Source organism: Pseudomonas sp. UW4 (genome assembly GCF_000316175.1).
In the GTDB taxonomy this organism is placed as follows: domain Bacteria; phylum Pseudomonadota; class Gammaproteobacteria; order Pseudomonadales; family Pseudomonadaceae; genus Aquipseudomonas; species Aquipseudomonas laurylsulfatiphila.
The window spans coordinates 2,897,179-2,915,844 of record NC_019670.1; the positions used below are offsets into that span (position 1 = coordinate 2,897,179).

At 58.8% G+C, this 18,666-nt stretch carries 20 protein-coding genes; 6 read left to right on the forward strand and 14 right to left on the reverse strand.

Going from position 1 to position 18,666, the window contains the following annotated elements:
- Positions 1–34: 34 nt before the first annotated feature.
- Complete coding sequence (locus tag PPUTUW4_RS12635; protein ID WP_007970062.1) at positions 35–301, reverse strand: hypothetical protein; 267 nt, start codon at positions 299–301, stop codon at positions 35–37.
- A 343-nt stretch (positions 302–644) separates the two neighbouring features.
- On the opposite strand from PPUTUW4_RS12635, the gene PPUTUW4_RS12640 reads away from it, so the two are divergent.
- On the forward strand, positions 645–1,970 hold the full coding sequence (locus PPUTUW4_RS12640) for a sigma-54 dependent transcriptional regulator (protein WP_015094994.1): 1,326 nt from the start codon (positions 645–647) through the stop codon (positions 1,968–1,970).
- Between the two features lie 237 nt (positions 1,971–2,207).
- Here the strand turns inward: PPUTUW4_RS12640 and PPUTUW4_RS12645 are convergent, their stop codons facing one another.
- The 8 genes from PPUTUW4_RS12645 to pnuC form a co-directional block, all read right to left on the reverse strand.
- The gene (locus PPUTUW4_RS12645; protein ID WP_015094995.1) at positions 2,208–3,515 is read right to left on the reverse strand and encodes a transporter; all 1,308 of its coding nucleotides are present in this window, start codon (positions 3,513–3,515) and stop codon (positions 2,208–2,210) included.
- A gap of 45 nt (positions 3,516–3,560) precedes the next feature.
- A complete protein-coding gene (locus PPUTUW4_RS12650; RefSeq protein ID WP_015094996.1) occupies positions 3,561–4,322 on the reverse strand; it encodes a hypothetical protein in 762 nt (253 codons plus the stop codon).
- A gap of 26 nt (positions 4,323–4,348) precedes the next feature.
- On the reverse strand, positions 4,349–5,029 hold the full coding sequence (locus PPUTUW4_RS12655; RefSeq protein ID WP_015094997.1) for a C39 family peptidase: 681 nt from the start codon (positions 5,027–5,029) through the stop codon (positions 4,349–4,351).
- Between the two features lie 61 nt (positions 5,030–5,090).
- Positions 5,091–5,930: a hypothetical protein gene (locus PPUTUW4_RS12660; protein WP_015094998.1), complete on the reverse strand. Its 840-nt coding sequence runs from the start codon at positions 5,928–5,930 to the stop codon at positions 5,091–5,093.
- Between the two features lie 64 nt (positions 5,931–5,994).
- Entirely contained in the window at positions 5,995–6,597 is a 603-nt protein-coding gene (locus PPUTUW4_RS12665) for a hypothetical protein (protein WP_015094999.1), read from the reverse strand.
- A 1-nt stretch (position 6,598) separates the two neighbouring features.
- On the reverse strand, positions 6,599–7,009 hold the full coding sequence (locus PPUTUW4_RS12670) for a hypothetical protein (RefSeq protein WP_015095000.1): 411 nt from the start codon (positions 7,007–7,009) through the stop codon (positions 6,599–6,601).
- Between the two features lie 381 nt (positions 7,010–7,390).
- Positions 7,391–7,915: an AAA family ATPase gene (locus PPUTUW4_RS12675; RefSeq protein WP_015095001.1), complete on the reverse strand. Its 525-nt coding sequence runs from the start codon at positions 7,913–7,915 to the stop codon at positions 7,391–7,393.
- A complete protein-coding gene (pnuC, locus tag PPUTUW4_RS12680) occupies positions 7,912–8,475 on the reverse strand; it encodes a nicotinamide riboside transporter PnuC (protein ID WP_015095002.1) in 564 nt (187 codons plus the stop codon). The genes PPUTUW4_RS12675 and pnuC overlap by 4 nt, the downstream gene beginning before the upstream one ends.
- A gap of 234 nt (positions 8,476–8,709) precedes the next feature.
- Between pnuC and PPUTUW4_RS12685 the strand changes: the two genes are divergently transcribed.
- Together PPUTUW4_RS12685 and PPUTUW4_RS12690 are read left to right on the forward strand one after the other, a co-directional pair.
- Positions 8,710–9,540, forward strand: coding sequence for an undecaprenyl-diphosphate phosphatase (locus PPUTUW4_RS12685; RefSeq protein WP_015095003.1), 831 nt, complete (start codon positions 8,710–8,712; stop codon positions 9,538–9,540).
- Entirely contained in the window at positions 9,537–9,968 is a 432-nt protein-coding gene (locus PPUTUW4_RS12690; protein ID WP_015095004.1) for a DUF1294 domain-containing protein, read from the forward strand. The genes PPUTUW4_RS12685 and PPUTUW4_RS12690 overlap by 4 nt, the downstream gene beginning before the upstream one ends.
- Before the next feature lie 8 nt (positions 9,969–9,976).
- On the opposite strand, the gene PPUTUW4_RS12695 is transcribed toward PPUTUW4_RS12690, so the two are convergent.
- Entirely contained in the window at positions 9,977–10,336 is a 360-nt protein-coding gene (locus PPUTUW4_RS12695) for an MmcQ/YjbR family DNA-binding protein (protein WP_015095005.1), read from the reverse strand.
- A complete protein-coding gene (locus PPUTUW4_RS12700) occupies positions 10,333–11,241 on the reverse strand; it encodes a LysR substrate-binding domain-containing protein (protein ID WP_015095006.1) in 909 nt (302 codons plus the stop codon). Before PPUTUW4_RS12700 ends, PPUTUW4_RS12695 begins: the two co-directional genes overlap by 4 nt.
- 131 nt (positions 11,242–11,372) lie before the next feature.
- Between PPUTUW4_RS12700 and PPUTUW4_RS12705 the strand changes: the two genes are divergently transcribed.
- Both PPUTUW4_RS12705 and PPUTUW4_RS12710 read left to right on the forward strand, forming a co-directional pair.
- A complete protein-coding gene (locus PPUTUW4_RS12705; protein ID WP_015095007.1) occupies positions 11,373–11,984 on the forward strand; it encodes an FMN-dependent NADH-azoreductase in 612 nt (203 codons plus the stop codon).
- 164 nt (positions 11,985–12,148) lie between these two features.
- Entirely contained in the window at positions 12,149–13,186 is a 1,038-nt protein-coding gene (locus PPUTUW4_RS12710) for a hypothetical protein (protein ID WP_015095008.1), read from the forward strand.
- Between the two features lie 14 nt (positions 13,187–13,200).
- On the opposite strand, the gene PPUTUW4_RS12715 is transcribed toward PPUTUW4_RS12710, so the two are convergent.
- Both PPUTUW4_RS12715 and PPUTUW4_RS12720 read right to left on the reverse strand, forming a co-directional pair.
- Entirely contained in the window at positions 13,201–14,388 is a 1,188-nt protein-coding gene (locus tag PPUTUW4_RS12715; protein WP_015095009.1) for an MFS transporter, read from the reverse strand.
- 254 nt (positions 14,389–14,642) lie between these two features.
- The gene (locus tag PPUTUW4_RS12720; protein WP_033044478.1) at positions 14,643–16,229 is read right to left on the reverse strand and encodes an ABC-F family ATPase; all 1,587 of its coding nucleotides are present in this window, start codon (positions 16,227–16,229) and stop codon (positions 14,643–14,645) included.
- Between the two features lie 488 nt (positions 16,230–16,717).
- Here PPUTUW4_RS12720 and lpxO point away from each other — a divergent pair, with 488 nt between their 5' ends.
- Positions 16,718–17,617 (forward strand): lipid A hydroxylase LpxO, encoded by a 900-nt coding sequence (gene lpxO, locus PPUTUW4_RS12725; protein WP_015095010.1) that lies wholly within the window; start codon positions 16,718–16,720, stop codon positions 17,615–17,617.
- Positions 17,618–17,667: 50 nt separating this feature from the next.
- Here the strand turns inward: lpxO and PPUTUW4_RS12730 are convergent, their stop codons facing one another.
- Positions 17,668–18,528: a Ku protein gene (locus PPUTUW4_RS12730; protein ID WP_015095011.1), complete on the reverse strand. Its 861-nt coding sequence runs from the start codon at positions 18,526–18,528 to the stop codon at positions 17,668–17,670.
- Between the last annotated feature and the right edge of the window lie 138 nt (positions 18,529–18,666).

Below are 18,666 nucleotides of genomic sequence, written 5' to 3' on the forward strand. Positions count from 1 at the left end.
GGCGCGGATTACCCCGGGGTAATCCGCAAAACGATCAGTGCGGCATCGACCACGACTGCAGTGTGTAACCTTCCTCGCTCAATTCGGCGCGGGCCTGTTCCAGCAGCAGTTCGAGTTGTGCAGGATCGGAATAAGCACTGCTTGGGATCTGCTTGCGGCCAATGCTGGTGCTGGTGCGATCGATAACGGTCAGGCTGAGTTCGCCATTACCGTCTTGTGGAGCCCAGGCCACGCATTTGAATGGTTTGAATGCGCGGTCGGCAATCAGAAGTGCTTCGTTGATACGGAGCGGGGCGTTCATAGGATCTTCTCTCTGTATGCCCAATCAAGTGATGTGCCGTCGGTTGGGCTTACCGTTCGGCTGGTTACTTGTACTGATGCCCGCAACCGGGGTCCGGGTCACACACAATCAAAAGAAATTTCGACTTTATTTCATGGGCTCAAGAATGAGTCCGGCATTGAAAGCTGAATGAAAGGAAAGAGTCGTTAGGTAACTATCAAAGGCGCTTCTTATAACTGTATTTATTGCAGTCCTATAGTCAAACGGTACAAGGGGCTGTCAAGTTCTTGCTAACGTTACAGCCAGGTCTGCCAAATGATTGTTTTTAATAAATTTTCTAAAATTTTGGCGCCAAGGAACAGTCATGAGCGATGTGCCAGCTTCACGACGTCTATTAGTGGTGGACCCCTGTGACGATTGCTATCGTCTGCTCCCTGGATTGCGCGATATCGGTTGGGAGGTTGACAGCTGCACGCTGGAGCACGCCGCTGAGCGAACCTGTGACGTGGGCTTGATACGCCTGCAGCCGTATCACCTTGAGCACCCGGAGCCCGTCAAGGAGTTGATCAGCCGCAGTGGCGCAGAGTGGATAGCCGTACTCAACCAGGAAGTGCTGCGACTGAAAAATGTCGGCGACTTTGTCTGTGAGTGGTTTTTTGACTTTCATACCTTGCCATTCGATGTGTCCAGGGTTCAGGTAACGCTGGGCCGGGCATTTGGCATGGTGCGGTTGCGTGGGCAGGGTACGGTGCATGTTGACCAGTCCGAGCACGAATTGCTTGGCGACAGTAAACCCGTGCGTGAACTGCGAAAACTGTTGAGCAAACTGGCCCCGACCGAATCTCCGGTATTGATTCGCGGTGAAAGCGGCACTGGCAAGGAATTGGTCGCACGAACCCTGCATCGCCTGTCTCAGCGTCACAGCAAACCCTTCATCGCGATCAATTGTGGTGCGATTCCCGAACACTTGATCCAGTCCGAGTTGTTCGGTCATGAGAAAGGCGCGTTTACCGGCGCACATCAACGCAAGGTCGGACGAATAGAAGCCGCTAACGGTGGCACCCTGTTTCTCGACGAGATCGGTGACCTGCCACTGGAGTTGCAGGCCAATCTGTTGCGGTTCCTCCAGGAAAAGCACATCGAGCGGGTGGGCGGCAGTCAGCCGATTCCGGTCGATGTGCGGGTGCTGGCGGCGACGAATGTCGACCTTGAAGCCGCTATCGCGAAGAAACGCTTTCGCGAAGATTTGTATTACCGCCTGAACGTACTGCAAGTGCTGACCGTTCCGCTGCGCGAGCGCCATGGCGACTTATCGATGCTGGCCAATCACTTTTCCCATTTCTACAGCCGTGAAACCGGACGTCGCCCCCGCAGTTTCAGCGAAGACGCCTTGATTGCCATGGGCAAACACGACTGGCCAGGCAATGTGCGTGAACTGGCCAATCGCGTACGTCGCGGACTGGTATTGGCCGAAGGCCGGCAGATCGAGGCTCGCGACCTGGGGTTGATCAGTCAACACGCAATTGCCGCGCCGATGGGCACCCTCGAAGAATACAAGACCCGGGCCGAACGCCAGGCGTTGTGCGATGTATTGAACCGTCACAGCGATAACCTGAGTGTCGCCGCCAAAGTATTGGGCGTGTCGCGCCCGACTTTCTACCGGTTGTTGCACAAGCATCAGATTCGTTGAACTCCTGCTTCAAACAAAAAGACCGCTGCAATGGAAGTTGCTGGCGCGGCGCGCTTGAGTCCATCGCCAGCAGGCTGGCTCCTGCAGTTTCAACGTGGGCATGGCCCCCTGTGGGAGCTGGCTTGCCTGCGATGGTCGTTAACGATTACGCGTGTGACCTGGATGAACGCGGCGCACTGGAGTCCATCGCCAGCAAGCTGGCTCCTACAGTTTTCCTGGATTGCGTGAAGAGCCTGGTCAGAAGTAGTAAGGGAATTTCAGGCTGAACTGGAAGTCCGGGGCGTCGTCCGTCATGCCAATGGACAGGTTGGGTACGATGGTCAGGCGGTCGGTGGCCGCAATGGTCATGCCGATGTTGAAGTAACCGGCGTTGGCATCACTGGACACCACCGACTGCCAATCCCCGCCATCTTCCTTGAGCTGGCTTTTGCGTTGCACCAGGTCAGAGACCGAGAACGACATGCTCATCTTTTCGTTCAAGGCGAACGCAATACCGGCGCCAATCTGGAAACTGTCGCCAATGCGTACTTTGCCCGGCGTCTTGAGCGCCGGGTTGGAGCTGATGTCGTCGAAAGACTCCTCCAGGTTGTGCGTGTACGACAGGCTACCGAACAGCACTGCCGGATCGAAGGTCTTGACCAGAGAGATCCCCGGCGTGATAGACCAGACGCCGTTACCGGTAGGCAAGGATTCAGGCACGGCCAGGTTGGAGTTTTCGTCCACCCGAACCAGCTTGATGCCGAACGGGTCTTTGCCGGTCGGTACCTTGACGCGCAAGGTCAACACGGCATCCGGCGTGTTGGCCGACTCGTCGAGGAATTTGTAGGCGATACCGAAGTTGACGTCCCCAATGGTCGGGTCTTCCTTGACGGTATCTTCGGTCGTGACGTTGGCGGCACCGCTATTGCCGCCACCGGACTGGTACGTGGACTGGCGGTAGACCACCGGCACGTTCAGGTCGAACTGCCAGCGATTGTTGAAGTTGTAGCGGCCGGTGAGGTCCAGCGTCCAGGTGTCGGCCTTGATCCGGTCCAGGTTGATGGCACCGAGAAAGATCGAGTCCAGGGCGAGAAAACCGTTGAGGACCAGTTGGCGGGTATCGTACCTGGAGTAGGTTATCCCGGTTTCGACGCTGAACTTGCCACCGCCGAAGAACCCGCTGGCCTCGTCATACAGGTTTGAAACGCTTTGCGCCGGTTGTGAGTCTTCGGCCAGCGATTGTCCATACGAACTGCCGCTGCCTCCGGCGGCCCCCCCTGAAGCCGCCGCGGCACCGGTGCCGGTGGCGACGTTTGGATTGCCCTTGAGGTCCGCTGGTGACTTGGCCAGCCGTTTGGGAGGTGGGGGCGCGGGCTGTTCTTCGACCTGGCGGACCCGTTGTTCGAGAACCGCCAGAGCTTTTTGCTGGACTTCGTATCGTTGTTTCAACTCCAGAAGCTCTCGTTTGAGAGCCTCCAGTTCCGGGTCAGGTGCTGCCTGCACCAACGCCACCGGGAGTAGAGTACACAAGCATATAACTGTACGCAGTGATACCGATCGGTACATGAAAAAGCCGTCCATTTGTGCCCAATGGTCGTGATTCAGCGTAGTTCAATACCCCAAGGTTCGTAATGCAGTGAGTTGGTTCAGGTTGTAGCCCAATGCACCAGCACTCGGGCTTTTATTGTCGAGCACGACGTTGAGTCGAGTCATGTTGTTGACCACATTGCTGCTGCCCAGCAATCGGGTGTCTTGAAGTAATCCGCCCTGGGCGACTTGTTGCAGGCTTGAGCCCTGGTTGTTGTTGGCGGTAATGGCCAGCTGAACACCGCCGCCGGTCGCGGACACGGCGACACTCCCTGCAGCATTGCTGCCGGTGATGGTTTGACCGGCTATCAGCGCCTGGCCCCGGCTAGGCACCGGCGCAGGGGCCGTACTGGCCTCTTTGACGTTGATGGCGATCTTGTTGTTTGAGCGGTTGTCATCACCTGCAGCCCGTGTGACCTGGGTAATGCCCTGAGAGGTGCTCAGTCCGGCGCCACCCGTTACACGACCGGTACCCGAGTTGGGCGAACCGCCTTTACCGCTGTGTTTGATGGTTGATACGTAGAACTCGGGCTTGACCGTTTCGGCTTGAAGACGCATCGAGGTGGTTGCCCCGATCAGGTCACCACTGGCGTTGCGCCAGGTACTGCTCATGACAACACCGAAGCTGATGATCCGCCCCGGCATTACATACCGGCCACGCAACTCGGCCAGTTCCTGGTCGTTGATTTCGATGGGTCTGAACTCATCAGCAAAACCTGAAGTGGTCGCTGCCAGACAGGCAGTGACCACCCAATACGAGGTTTTCATTTGCTGCTCCCGGAGCATCCTGCCCCCTGTCATCTTATTGGCGATTAGAAGAAGTCGCTCTGTATGAAACCAAATTCCATCAATTCAGCATCTTTGACCGGGTTGAAATTATCCATCTTGTTCTTGGCAGTCAGCGGTTCCGGTGGACTGCGTAACGCATTGGTCTTGTCGTAACCGGGACCGATGATAGCGAAGACAATGCCGTTCCAGCCTTTGACAAAATCATCATGGGAGTAGCGTTTGTGACCGAGCACCGGGTCGCCGATGTAGACCCAGTTCTTGTCCGCCCGCTGCAACACCACGAAGTGCTTGTAGCCACGAGTTTCCATCAGTACTACCACCGGAATCGTCACGGCATCGAGTCTTTCAGGCGGGATCTTGTAACCCCTGGCGCGCATGCCGATGCTTTCTATGTAGCGCTTCATGTCCAGCATGGAAAAACCCTGGGTACGGACCAGGTCCTGGTCGGCGAAGACCAGCATGCCTTTGATGATGTGCTCCTCATCGACGTCGAGCCAATAGGCCTGGCGCAGGATCGTTGCCAGCGCGGCGGCGCCGCAGCTGAAATCGGTTTTCTGTTCGACGATGTCGCTGAACTTGCGCTCACGCAAACTCTGTACGTGCTTGTACACCAGCACGCCGCCCGGCAGGGCGGCAACCGGCATCTGTGCAGCCTGGGTCAGGCCAGACAGGCACAGCAGAACGAAAAGGGCCGTCTTACGCATGGACGATACGCCTTCAGACCAAGGAAAAGCGCCGTCGCCGGGGCTTTCATGGCGGTCGCGATTATGGGCATGATTTACAGCCTGCGGCGATGGACAGCGAGTTGCTTTGCTGGTTGCCGACGCCGGACGATACGTTGGCTCCGCCGTTTCCGGAGAAGTTGTTCATCGAACTCGTGATCGAAGCATTGTTGGTTACAGGAGGTCTCCAGCCTTCTGGCGTCATCACTTGTTGAGTGGTTATGCCGGACAGACCGAGTACACCCACGGGTACGAATTCAGTCCTGGCGTTGTTGGTGACGTTCAGCCCGGACGTGCTTTGGTTGGCCGCCGCCGCGGCTACCGCTACACGGCCGCCGGAAACGGCAATTGCCAGGTTGTTTTTCTGTTGGTTGAAGTCGCCGGTGGTCACGTTGATGCCGATGTTGCCGGAACCGCTGTTGCCCGCGTTATTGAGCGATGTGTTGTTGGTGTTGGAGCGGTTCCTGGCGGTGTTGCCGGTGTTCCTCTGAGTCGCGCTGGAGACGGCGACCGCGCTGCCGAAGATGAAGGCTTCGTCAGCCGTGGCAAGGGCGGCGGCGTTGTCTTGCTGGTTGCCGTTACCGGCTGCAACGTTGGCGCCCATGTTGCCATTGGAGTTGTTCAGGGAGTTATCGATTTTAGCGTCGTTTTGGGTGCCCCGGTTCACTACTCCGCTGTCACTGCTTTCCTGCGAGTCCAGCACGGCGGCCCCGGCACCTGCGGTTATCTGCAGAATCTGTTCCAGCGACGGGCCATTAGGCTGTTGGTTGCTGCCCTGTCCATTGGCCTGTTCGGGATCATCAACACCGGCTGCCTGGGCTGCGAATGCCATCACTGCTGCCAGGGCGAAAGCCAGTGGTTTGAGAGCAGTTGTCGGGTTCATGGTGATTCTCCGTGCTCATTAGTTGGTCAAGTGTTGATACTTCCCCATTCGCACTGTATCGGGGTCAGTCAGAGACCCGGATACTCAGGGTGTTAGCCATTCGGTTCCCCACCCCGGCACTCTGGTTCACCTGGATCACGCCCCGGCTGCCGGTAAAGGCCTGGTCGCTTGTCACGACCTGGCGACTGCCGTTTTGGGTGCCAGTTGCTCCCGAGCTCGGTAGCAACGCCACGTTCTGTTGAGAAAGAGCACTGTCGTCGATGGCTTGTGGTGCAGCGCCGATGCTGATGCGCAGGGCGTTGGCCATCTGGTTGTTCGCCCCGGCACTCTGGTTGACGCCCAGTACGCCGTTGCCATTACTGAAAGAGGTGCCACCAATATTGGCCGTCGCATCCATCGACGGATTGGCCGGCGTGGTGATGCTCTGCCTGACGCTGGTGGTCGCCCCGGTTTCGGTTCCAATGGCGATCGCGCGGACGTTGGCCTGCTGCTGTTGATCACCCGCCGCCTGGTTGACGCTGAAGTTGCCTCGGTATTGGGTACCGGAATCCAGGAGGATGGCGTTGTTCACCGAACTGACGCCCGAATCGGCCATCACGCTGGTGCCGCCGAGCAGGGCAAGTAGCAGGGCAGGTAAAAGGGCAGTTAAAAGAAGGGAACGATCCATCTCATTGCCCCCCCGTGATTCTGCCCAGTGGGCTGAGGCCGCTGCTCATGGCGCGGTTGATGGTTCCGGAAATGGTGCCGCCGCTGCCACCACTGTGGCCGACGGACATGCCGGGCAAACCGTTGGGGTTGGTGATGACATTCAGGCCGTGCATGCCGCCCGGGTTTTGCCCGAAGCTGTTATGAGGGGTCGTTCCGGTGGTTACCCCGGCGATGTCGGCGTCGCTGAGTTCGCCGGTGACGCGGGCAGAAGGGTTGGCGCTGATGGTGGCCGGGTTCGGATCCCTGCCGCCGCTGCGACCGATGAGCGTTGGGTGAACGGTACGGTCAAGCACGATGACACCGTTGCCTTCGGCTCGAACGTTTAAACTTAGAACAGTGCCAGCAGCGCTCGCGATCAGCAGGAGGCACATCAAGCCTTTTTTTTGAATATCTCCACGACATTCATTCCTTCATTTGTAAGCTGGCCCCGGTCAGCTGTGTGAGGAATACAGCGAAAGCTGTGCCGCCTTTTGAATATCGAGTTGATTCAATGGCTTACAGACTTGGTTCGGGAACCCTTTGTCGAGGGTGTACCAACGGTGAGACGAATCCCTGCGCTGGCAGCCCGTAATTGCGTACCAACCCCTCTGAAACAGGGGTTCTAGCGTTGTTGTAACAATGCCTTAACACATCCTGTAGGCAAACGATGAGGGGTGTTGAGATGGGTAGTTTCAGGTAGGGACGTTGTTTCAGGATCGGACACTTCCCCCCCCACAGCAGGGGGAGGATGGGGAAAATGCCCCAAACGCCGGTCAGGCGCCGAGCAATCGGGTCACGGCGTTCAGTGCCTGGATTCGGCGTTCTGCCCAATCTCCGTGCAGCACTTGAACCGGTTGTGCGTGGTGTTCAAGCCACGCCAGGGTCTGCTCGAAAAATGCCTGGCGCTCACTCAATCGGGGCTGGCAACGCTGGCCGTCATCCGTCCACTCGACGTGCTCCGGTGACAGCAGCAGGTGTAAATCGTAATGCCGGGCCAGTAGCGTTTGTTCAATCCAGGCGGGGCAATCGCCAAACAGGGTCTGGCTCCAGAGAATATTGCTCAGCAGGTGCGTGTCGAGGATGAGCAAAGGTGGCTGTTGTGCCCGCGCCTGGTCTTCCCATGCCAATTGACCGCGGGCGATGGGCGTAATGTCGGCCAACGTGGTGTCCCGCGGATTCTGCTCGATGAACCAGCGCACGTACTCGTCAACCAGCATTCCGCCGAAACGCTGTTGCAACTCGGCTGCCAACCAGCTTTTACCGCTGGATTCAGGGCCTGTAAGGACCAGGACTTTCATGCGCGCAATGCCGGGTCGGCACGCCATTCGCGCCAGCCCTGTACGGCGATGACGGCGAACAACCCGTACAGGGTGGCGGTCAGGTACATGCCCTTATAGACGAACAACCCGACGAATATCACATCCAGAGCGATCCACAACGGCCAGCACTGTACACGTTTTTGCGCCATCCAGACCTGCGCCACCAGGCTGAACCCGGTCAGCGCCGCATCAAGCCAGGGCTGTGCAGCGTCGGTCCAGTGGGCCATGGCGGCTCCCAGCGACAGACTGCCGACGGCACCAATGGCCAGGCTCAACACCACGGTTCGAGCGTCGAGGCGACTGACTTCGCGACCATGGGTCGTGTCGCCAACCCGTGTCCACTGCCACCAGCCGTAAAGCTGCAAGGCGGCATAGACAATTTGCAGCAGCATGTCGGAATACAGTTTCACCTCAAAAAAGATCCAACTGTAGAGCAGCACCATGACCAGGCCGATAGGCCAGCACCAGGGGTTCTGTTTGACCGTCAGCCAGACGGCAATGACACCGAGGGCGGCGGCAAACAGTTCAAGCCCGGACATGGAGATACCTTTGGGAAATCAAAGAGGGGCGGATTGTAACCGCCGATCGGACTTGTCTGATAGGATTTCGCCCCCCCGCACGGGTAAAGCTGATTCAAGGTGGTTTTTTCACAGGATTTTAACGGTTCTGTGGTGATCCTTGATGCGCGGGAGACCTCAGCCAGGCTGATCGCAAAAAGCATTTGAAAAAATATTAACGGGGCATGCCGGCGTGCATAGCCTTTTGGGGGATTGATGGATCTTTGGACCGCCTTTCAGGCATTGATTCTTGGGGTTGTAGAAGGACTTACCGAGTTCCTGCCCATTTCCAGTACCGGCCACCAGATCATCGTGGCCGACTTGCTCGGCTTCGGGGGCGAGCGGGCGATGGCGTTCAACATCATCATTCAGCTGGGTGCCATCCTGGCGGTGGTGTGGGAGTTTCGACGCAAGATCTTCGACGTGGTAATCGGTCTGCCAACCCAGCCGGGCGCCCGGCGGTTTACCGCGAACCTGTTGATCGCGTTCTTGCCGGCCGTGGTGTTGGGCGTGATCTTCGCCGACCTGATTCACCATTACCTGTTCAATCCGATCACCGTGGCAACGGCGCTGGTCGTGGGCGGAATCGTCATGTTGTGGGCAGAGCGCCGCCAGCATGAAGTACACGCCGAATCCGTGGATGACATCACCTGGAAAGATGCCTTGAAAGTCGGCTTCGCCCAATGCCTGGCGATGATTCCGGGCACTTCGCGGTCGGGCTCGACGATCATCGGCGGTTTGCTGTTCGGCCTGTCGCGCAAGACCGCTACCGAGTTCTCGTTCTTCCTGGCGATGCCCACCATGGTCGGCGCAGCGGTGTACTCGGGCTACAAGTACCGTGAACTGTTTGTCCCGGCGGATTTCCCGGTGTTCGCCGTCGGCTTCGTCACGGCGTTCATTTTTGCAATGATTGCGGTCCGCGGGCTGCTCAAGTTCATCGCCAACCACAGTTATGCGGCGTTTGCCTGGTATCGCATTGTGTTCGGCCTGATCATCCTGGCGACCTGGCAGTTCGGCTGGGTCGACTGGAGCGCGGTCAAGCCGTGAGTGACTCGCGCTCGCGCAACAACCCCGGACGCCCGTCCGGGGGACAGTTCCGCCATCCACGGCTGAAGTGGCTGTTGTTTGCAGTCCTGTGCACGTTGCCGCTGTCGGGTTCGCTGTCGTTATGGCTGCACGGGGAGTCGCTGATTCCCCTCGCGGCCTACGGCATCGTCAGCGTCGTGACGTTTTTCCTGTACTGGAGCGATAAGCGCAAGGCACGCGCCGAGCAATGGCGTACGCCGGAGAACGTCCTGCATGCGCTGGAGCTCGCCGGCGGCTGGCCCGGTGCATTGCTGGCTCAGCAGGCGTTTCGCCATAAAACCCGCAAAGTCTCGTACCAGTTGGTGTTCTGGATCATAGTGCTATTGCACCAGGTGTTCTGGATCGATCGCCTGTTTCTCGGCGCACATGTTTTCGCCTTGACCTTTTAAACAAAGCCCTACAGTAGCAGTCCGACTTGAGTGCGCCTGGGCAGTCTGCTCACCACCAATTGGTGGGAGCGCTGCAGCAAGCCCTGCAGTTCTTCGCTGCCGAGCGGGTAGGGCGTTTGCATGATGATCCACTGGGCGCGGGCCAGGTACGGCGCCGGGTGAATGCCCGGACGGTCGCAGTGACCGAGAAACAAGTCCTTGTCGACCTTGAAGGCCAGGGAATCACCCCTCAGGCCCTGCAAGGCGAACATCTTGTTCCCGGCAATCGAAAACACCCGCACGCCTCCCCATTTATAATCTTCCCGTGCACCGGGCAGGGCGAGGCAGAACTTCGCGACGTCCTCTTCGCTCATCCGTCCAGCTTTCATAACAATCGTTCCCCACAGGCATTGAAGGATTCGACCAGGTGGTCAATCCAGGCGCGTACCGCCGGCATCACCCCACGTCGATGAGGATAGACCGCCTGCAGCCAGCCACCGGGCAGGGACCACTCGGGCAACAGCTGCACCAGCGAGCCGTTTTCCAGCTCCTGTTCGCAATACATCATGGGCAGCATCGTAAAGCCGATGCCGGAGAGGGTGCTGGCCTTGCGCACGATAAAGTCATCGATGCCCAGCCGGGCCTCGAGCGCGAGTTCACAACTCTTGCCGTTTTGATCCAGCAGGCGGATGTGCACCAGGCGGTCGGGTTCCAAGGCGCCGAGCACCGGCAGGCTTTTCAGATCTTCGGGGTGATTGATCTCACGACCTTTGAGGAAACCGGGGCTGGCGACCATCAGCATCTGCGCCTGACGCAGGCGGCGGGTGACCAGCAGCGGGTCTTCATCGCCTAGCTCCCGCACACGCAGGGCAACGTCAATGCCTTCGTTCACCAGGTCAACCCGGCGGTTGAGCAGCATGACCTCCAGCTGGACTTGCGGAAAGCGTTCGAGAAAGTCGCTGATCACCCCCGGTAATATTTCGTGGGCCAACCCGACCGGGCAGGACACCCGCAAACGCCCGCGGGGTTCACTGGACATGCTGGCCACGGCCTCGTCGGCCATTTCCGCTTCCAGCAGCATCGCCTGGCAGTGCCTGAGGTAGCGTTCACCCACAGCGGTCAGTTTCAGCTGTCGGGTGGTGCGTTGCAGCAAACGTGCACCCAGGCGTTCTTCCAGTTCGGCGATGCGCCGCGACAGTCGGGACTTGGGGATGCCCAGCAAGCGTCCGGCTGCCGCGAATCCGCCGGCTTCCACGACTTTGGCAAAGTAATACAGGTCGTTGAGGTCTTGCATGATGTGCATCCGATTGTTCTATCTGTGGGACGAACTATCGCATTGTTGCCGACTAATCAGCTATTGGTTTCGTCTGTAGGATTAGTCCCATCAGATCGCCCTTGTGGGCGATCCTCACTTGGAGATCCCACATGAAACTGCTGCATATCGATTCGAGCATCCTGGGCGACAACTCCGCTTCCCGTCAGTTGAGCGGTGAAGTCGTAAAGGCCTGGCAAGCCGCCGAGCCAACCGCCGTAGTGACCTACCGCGACCTGGCCGCTGATGCCATCAGCCATTTCTCTTCCACTACCCTGGTGGCCGCCGGCACCACCGCTGAACTGCGAAACGCCGCACAACAGCACGAAGCCGAACTGAGCGCCTCGACCCTGGCCGAATTCCTGGCCGCCGATGCCGTGGTGATCGCTGCACCGATGTACAACTTCACCATCCCGACTCAGTTGAAGGCCTGGATCGATCGCATCGCCGTCGCCGGCCAGACCTTCCGCTACACCGAAGCCGGCCCTGAAGGCCTGTGCGGCGGCAAGAAAGTGGTGATCGTTTCGACTTCCGGCGGCATGCACGCCGGTCAGGCAACCGGTGTTGCCCACGAAGAATATTTGAAGTTGCTGTTCGGTTTCATCGGTATCACCGACATCGAAATCGTCCGCGCCGAAGGCCTGGCTTACGGTGACGACGTACGCAGCAAAGCCATGAGCGCTGCTCACGCGCAAATCAGCGAGCAGTTGTTCGCTGCTGCGTAAGGCCTGCGTAAAAGTTCGCAGCCGTTCAGGTAAAGCCCAAAAAACTCTGTATTCTGGCTACGCAAGTACCAGCTACGGAGTTTTTTGTTTCTGGTCGTTTCGGGGGGCCCGACTTATGCAATTCGGGGTGTACGTCTCAAGTCCGGTAACAAGGTGGGCATCTCATGGTGCGTCTTTGTGCAACTTTACTGATTTGCCTGCTCTGCAGCCTGAATACAGTGCACGCCGCGCCTGCACCGCATCCGCACTGGAGCGTCGGCTTTCATGAGATGACGTTTCTCGACCCACTGGACCTGCAGCCGATGCGCGCCATCGCCTTCTATCCTTCCAGTGATTGGGAGCACACCAGCAAACTCGAGGGTTACACCGTCGAAGCCGGGGAGGACACCAGGGTCGCGATAGGCCGGTTCCCGATGCTGATGCTGTCCCACGGCAACACCGGAACCCCCCTGGCCTTGCACGACCTCGCCACCTCGCTGGCACGCAAAGGTTTCGTCGTGGTGGCGGTGATCCACCCCGGTGACAACTCCAGGGACCACAGCCGCCTCGGTACTTTGAGTAACCTGTACGGCCGGCCGATTCAGATTTCCGAAGCCATCACTGCCACCCTGGGCGACCGCATGTTGTCCCCCTTCGTCAACGCCGATCAGGTTGGCGTCATTGGTTATTCGGCCGGTGGCGAGACCGCATTGATTTTGTCCGGCGCCACGCCGGACCTGGATCGCTTGCGCCGTTATTGCCAGGAACGTCCGGACGACCGCGACGCCTGCAATACCCAAGGCGAGTTGATTGTCGACCGCGACGACTTGCAGCCGGTGGCGGACCCACGCGTGCACGCCTTGATGCTGATGGCGCCGTTGAGCCTGAAGTTCGGTCGCCACACCCTGGCTGATGTGCACGTGCCGGTGCTGCTTTACAGCGGCGATGGCGACAAGCTGGTGGCGGTGGACAAGAACGCCGCAGCACTGGCGCGCAAGCTGCCGACGGCGCCTGACTTCAAGTTACTGGCGGGGGCAGGGCACTTCGTCTTCATGGCGCCGTGCAATGACGAGCAGATAGCGATCATGCCCGCGTTGTGTACCGATGCCGATGGCGTCGATCGGCAAGACATTCATCGCAACCTGATCTCTGAAGCCGCAAGCTTCTTCTCGCGCACCCTGGGCAGGGCGACCCGGGCGGGGATGCAGACGGCTGATCAATAGCTCCTTACAGAGGGTCAAGCCATGGCGCGGTGCTTGAGCAGCAGGGTCAGTCCCAGGCCGATCACCGACAACAACGCGGCACTGAAGAAAATCCACGAATACCCCATGTTCAATGCGATCGCGCCCATCAAGGGGCCGGCGATCGCCAGCGCCAGGTCGAAAAACACCGCATAGGCACTTAGTCCCGCGCCCCGGCTGGAATTGGGCACCTGTTTGATGGCCTCGACACCCAGCGCCGGGTACACCAGCGACAGGCCGAAGCCGGTCAGGCCGGCGCCAATCAGCGCGTACCCGGTCGACGGTGCCAGCCACAGCAGCACCAGGCCCGCCGTCTCGATGCACATGCAGGCAATGGCGCAGGTGAACCCGCCGAATCGGCTGATGGCGGAAATGAACAGCAGCCGCGACAGAATGAAACAGACCCCGAACACGGTCAGGCAATAGGCGGCACCGGTCCAGCCGCGATTGACGTAATACAGGGTTATAAAAGTCGTCAGGGTGCCGTAGCCGATGGAAGCCAGGCTCAGGCTCGCGCCAAACGGCGCAATGCGTCCGAACACCGCCCAAAACGGCAGGCGTTCACCGCGTACCACCGGCACCGAGGGCTTGTTGCGAATCAGCAATAGTGCAGCCAGGGCCAGCAGCGACAGGGCGATGCCCAGGCTGGCGAAACCGAGTTGTTGCACCATGACCACGCCCAGCGGTGCACCAATGGCAATCGCACCATAGGAGGCGATGCCGTTCCAGGAAATCGACCGCGCGGTGTGCTCGGCGCCCACCTGACCCATGCACCAACTGATGGTGCCGACGCCGATCAAGCCTTGGGCAATGCCCAGCAACAAGCGCCCGGCGATCAGGATCAGCAGGCTTAGCAACGGCAAACCTTGCAACAGAGTCGACAGCAGCGTCAGCAGGCCACTGAGCACAATCCCGGACAAGCCATAGATGATCGCCCGCTTGGTGCCGACGCTGTCCGACATGCGCCCGGCCATCGGGCGACTGAGCAGGGTGGCAAGGTATTGCGAGCCGATGGTCAGCCCGGCCACGATGGCGCTGAACCCCAGTTGCTCGTGGACATAACCTGGCAATACCGCAATCGGCAAACCGATGCAGAGGAAGGCAATAAAGGTATAGAACACGATGGAGACGATCTGCAGGGTGATCGCCATGGAGCTTTGCGGGGGCACTTGCTGCACAGACATGAGGGCTCGTTCGCGGGCGGCGGTGGGAGAGCTGCATCATGGCGCGGTGGTGGGGTAAAAGGAAGCAGGCTAACTGTTTTTGCTTTTCAGCGTTCTTGAATCAGCCTTCGCGAGCAGGCTCGCTCCCACAGGGGCCTGCATTCAATTGTGGGAGCGAGCCTGCTCGCGATGGAGGTTAAGAATAACGCGCGCTTACTGACTAAACGTGGTGATCTTGGGTCCATCGCGAGCAAGCTCGCTCCTACAGGCTGGTCTTAGAAAACTACACCCTGGCTACGCAGGTAGTCGTCATAGGTGCCGCTGAAGTCGGTCACGCCGTTCGGGCTCAACTCGATGATGCGGGTGGCCAGGGACGATACGAACTCACGGTCGTGGCTGACGAAGATCAGCGTGCCCGGGTAGTTTTCCAGCGCCAGGTTCAGCGCCTCGATGGACTCCATGTCCAGGTGGTTGGTCGGTTCGTCCATCACCAGTACGTTCGGCTTTTGCAGGATCAGCTTGCCGAACAGCATGCGGCCTTGCTCACCACCGGAAATGACCTTGACCGACTTGAGGATCTCGTCGTTGGAGAACAGCATGCGGCCCAGGGTGCCACGGATGATCTGCTCGCCCTGGGTCCACTGGCCCATCCAGTCGAACAGGCTGACGTCGTCTTCGAAGTCATGGGCGTGGTCCTGGGCGTAGTAGCCCAGCTCCGCGCTTTCGGTCCACTTCACGGAACCGGCGTCCGGTGTCAGCTCACCCATCAAGGTACGCAGCAGGGTGGTCTTGCCGATACCGTTCGGGCCGATGATCGCCACGCGCTCGCCGGCTTCGACGGTGAAGCTGAAGTTCTTGAACAGGGTCTTGCCGTCGAAGCCCTTGGACATCTGCTCGATGGTCACGGCCTGGCGGTGCAGTTTCTTGGTCTGTTCGAAGCGGATGAACGGGCTCACGCGGCTCGATGGCTTGACTTCGGCCAGCTGGATCTTGTCGATCTGCTTGGCGCGGGAAGTGGCCTGCTTGGCTTTCGAGGCGTTGGCCGAGAAGCGGCTGACGAACGTTTGCAGTTCGGCGATCTGGGCTTTCTTCTTGGCGTTGTCCGACAGCAATTGCTCGCGGGACTGGGTCGCCGCGGTCATGTACTCGTCGTAGTTGCCCGGGAACAGGCGCAGCTCGCCATAGTCCAGGTCGGCCATGTGGGTGCAGACGCTGTTGAGGAAGTGACGGTCGTGGGAAATGATGATCATGGTGCTGTTGCGCACGGTGAGAATCGATTCCAGCCAGCGAATGGTGTTGATGTCCAGGTGGTTGGTCGGTTCGTCGAGCAACAGCACTTCCGGATCGGAGAACAGCGCCTGGGCCAGCAATACGCGCAGCTTCCAGCCCGGAGCGACTTCGGACATCGGACCGAAATGCTGTTCCAGGGGAATACCCAGGCCCAGCAGCAACTCACCGGCGCGGGATTCGGCGGTGTAGCCGTCCATTTCGGCGAATTCGGTTTCCAGCTCGGCCACGGCCATGCCGTCTTCTTCGCTCATTTCCGGCAGCGAATAGATACGGTCGCGCTCGGCCTTGACCTTCCACAGCTCTTCGTGACCCATGATCACGGTGTCGATCACGGTGAATTCTTCGTAGGCGAACTGGTCCTGGCGCAATTTACCCAGACGCACGTTCGGCTCCAGCATGACCTGGCCGCCGGACGGCTCCAGGTCACCGCCGAGGATCTTCATGAAGGTCGACTTGCCGCAACCGTTGGCGCCGATCAGGCCGTAACGGTTGCCACCGTTGAACTTGACCGAAACGTTTTCGAAGAGCGGCTTGGCGCCGAACTGCATCGTGATGTTAGCTGTAGAAATCAAAGGTTTTTCCTGCGAAGCATTCAGAGTAGCTAGGGTTGCGGCAGTACCGGTTCAGTACCCGTTTCCACTGTCCGGTCCGCGGGACATTCATCCCGATCGGCAGTGGAAGTTCAATCTGGCATTAAGTGGACAGCAGCATGTGGCGCGCCTGGCCCGAGTCGACGTGCGCTGAAAGGGGAATTTCCCGCTTTCAACCTGGTGGCGCGTAAAGTTTGGCGGCGATTGTACTGGTCTGGCTCTTTAAACGATAGGGCGTTGAGGCCGCAGTGACGTTTCGGCGGATTTTGTGGACAGTTTTTCACAGTTACAGGTTAACTATTGGTTACAAACTGTGGCTAAAATGCCATCTGTCGGCAAAGCGCCGATCGTCGGTGTAGCTCAATGGTGCTACAGGGCCGCTGTTTCGTTTTCAGCCGCTGCACAAGACCCGGAGACCGGCATTCCGGTAAAGGGCGCAGTTTGTTTTCTTCTGACGTGTGACGATTTCCGTGAAACTGATCATTGCCGTTATCTACGTTGTCTCTATTGCGTATGTCCACCTGCGTGGCCAAGTGCGCCATAAACTGGGCCGCCAGTTGAGTGATCACTCGACGTTTCTGGCGCCGATCAATTGCTTTCTTTATCTGTTTTCCAAAATCCCCAACAAACCCTATCTCGACCCGGCCGACTTCCCCGATCTGAGTCCGCTGCAGGCGCACTGGGAAGAAATTCGTGCCGAAGGCCAGAATTTGCTTCGGGCCGGTGAGATCAAACGTTCGAACCAATTCGATGACGTCGGTTTCAACTCGTTTTTCAAGACCGGCTGGAAGCGCTTCTATCTCAAATGGTACGGCGACAGCCATCCATCGGCCATGAAGCTCTGCCCGCGCACCACCGAACTGGTGCAGGGCATTGGTTCGATCAAGGCGGCAATGTTCGCCGAGTTGCCACCGGGATCCAGACTGGTGCGCCACCGCGACCCGTATGCCGGTTCGTACCGTTATCACCTGGGGCTGGAAACCCCCAACGCCGAGGGTTGCTATATCAATGTCGATGGCCAGGACTACCATTGGCGCGATGGCGAAGCGGTGATGTTCGATGAGACCTACATTCATTACGCAGAAAACACCACGCAGCAGAACCGCATCATTTTGTTCTGCGACGTCGAGCGGCCAATGAAATACAGATGGGCAGCGGCATTCAATCGCTGGTTCAGTCGCCATGTCATGTCGGCGTCGGGTGCGCCAAACGAGGCGGGCGACAAGACCGGCGGCCTCAACCGCCTGTTCGGCAAGATTTACAAGGTTCGCCTGCACGGCAAACAACTGAAGAAACGCAACCGCAAGCTTTACTACCTCGAAAAGTGGTCGATCTTCGCGGGGTTGCTGGTGGTCATCATTCTGATCTGAGTGGTATGTCCGGGCGGTGTTCCGACGCAGAGGCCGGGACATCCCGCCAATCACTTACCGGCTTTCTTCTTCGCCGCCGGTTTGCTGTTCGCCTTGGGCCTGGCCGTTGCTTTGCCGGCACCCTTGCTGCCCAGGCTACGCTTGAGCAGTTCGGTCAGGTCAATGACATCCGCCGTTTTACGTAGCTCTTCACCAGAGGCCGTTTCAACGTCTTCAATCTTGCCTTCATGGGCCTTCTTGTCCACCAGGGCCATGATCTTGTCCTCGAAACCATCCCGATAGTCTTGCGGCGTCCACTGGGCGCTCATGTCCTCCACCAGGCGCCTGGCCATGTCCAGTTCGCCCTTGGCCAGTTCCGGCCGGGTCACTTCGCTGCCCAGCGCCAACTCATCGAGGCTTCGAACTTCCGCCGGCCAGCGCAGCATCACCAGCACCAGCGCCGACTCCAGCGGCATCAGCGCGGCCAAGTGCTGTCGGGTGTGCAGTACCACATGGGCGAGGGCGACCTTGCCGGTTTTGCTCAGGGTTTCGCGCAGCAATGCATAGACCTTGCCGCCGCGCTTGTCGGGTGCCAGGTAGTAGGGCGTGTCGATGTTCTGCAAGGGAATCTGCTCGCCGTCGACAAAGGAAAAAATGTCGATGGTCTGGGTCGAGAGCGGGTGAGCGCTGCGGATCTCCTCCTCACTGAGCACCACGTACCGGCCTTTTTCGTATTGCACGCCCTTGACGATGTGCTCCTTGGTGACTTCCTTGCCCGTGACCTTGTTGACACGCTTATAGCCCACCGGGTCCATGCTGCGGCTGTCGAGCCAGTCGAAATCGACGCCCCGGGAAGACGTTGCCGAGACCAGCGCCACGGGGATATGCACCAGTCCGAAGCTGATTGCGCCTTTCCAGATTGCCCGTGCCATGGTCGTCTACTCGCGAGTGATGTTCAGGTGACCTGCGGCCTCGAGCAAAAGTTTCCGTGGTCTTTGGGGCCGTTCCTTTAACCGGATCAACGTCGTGTTACATCTTGCCGGGGAGGTTTTTGTTAACAAATACGAACC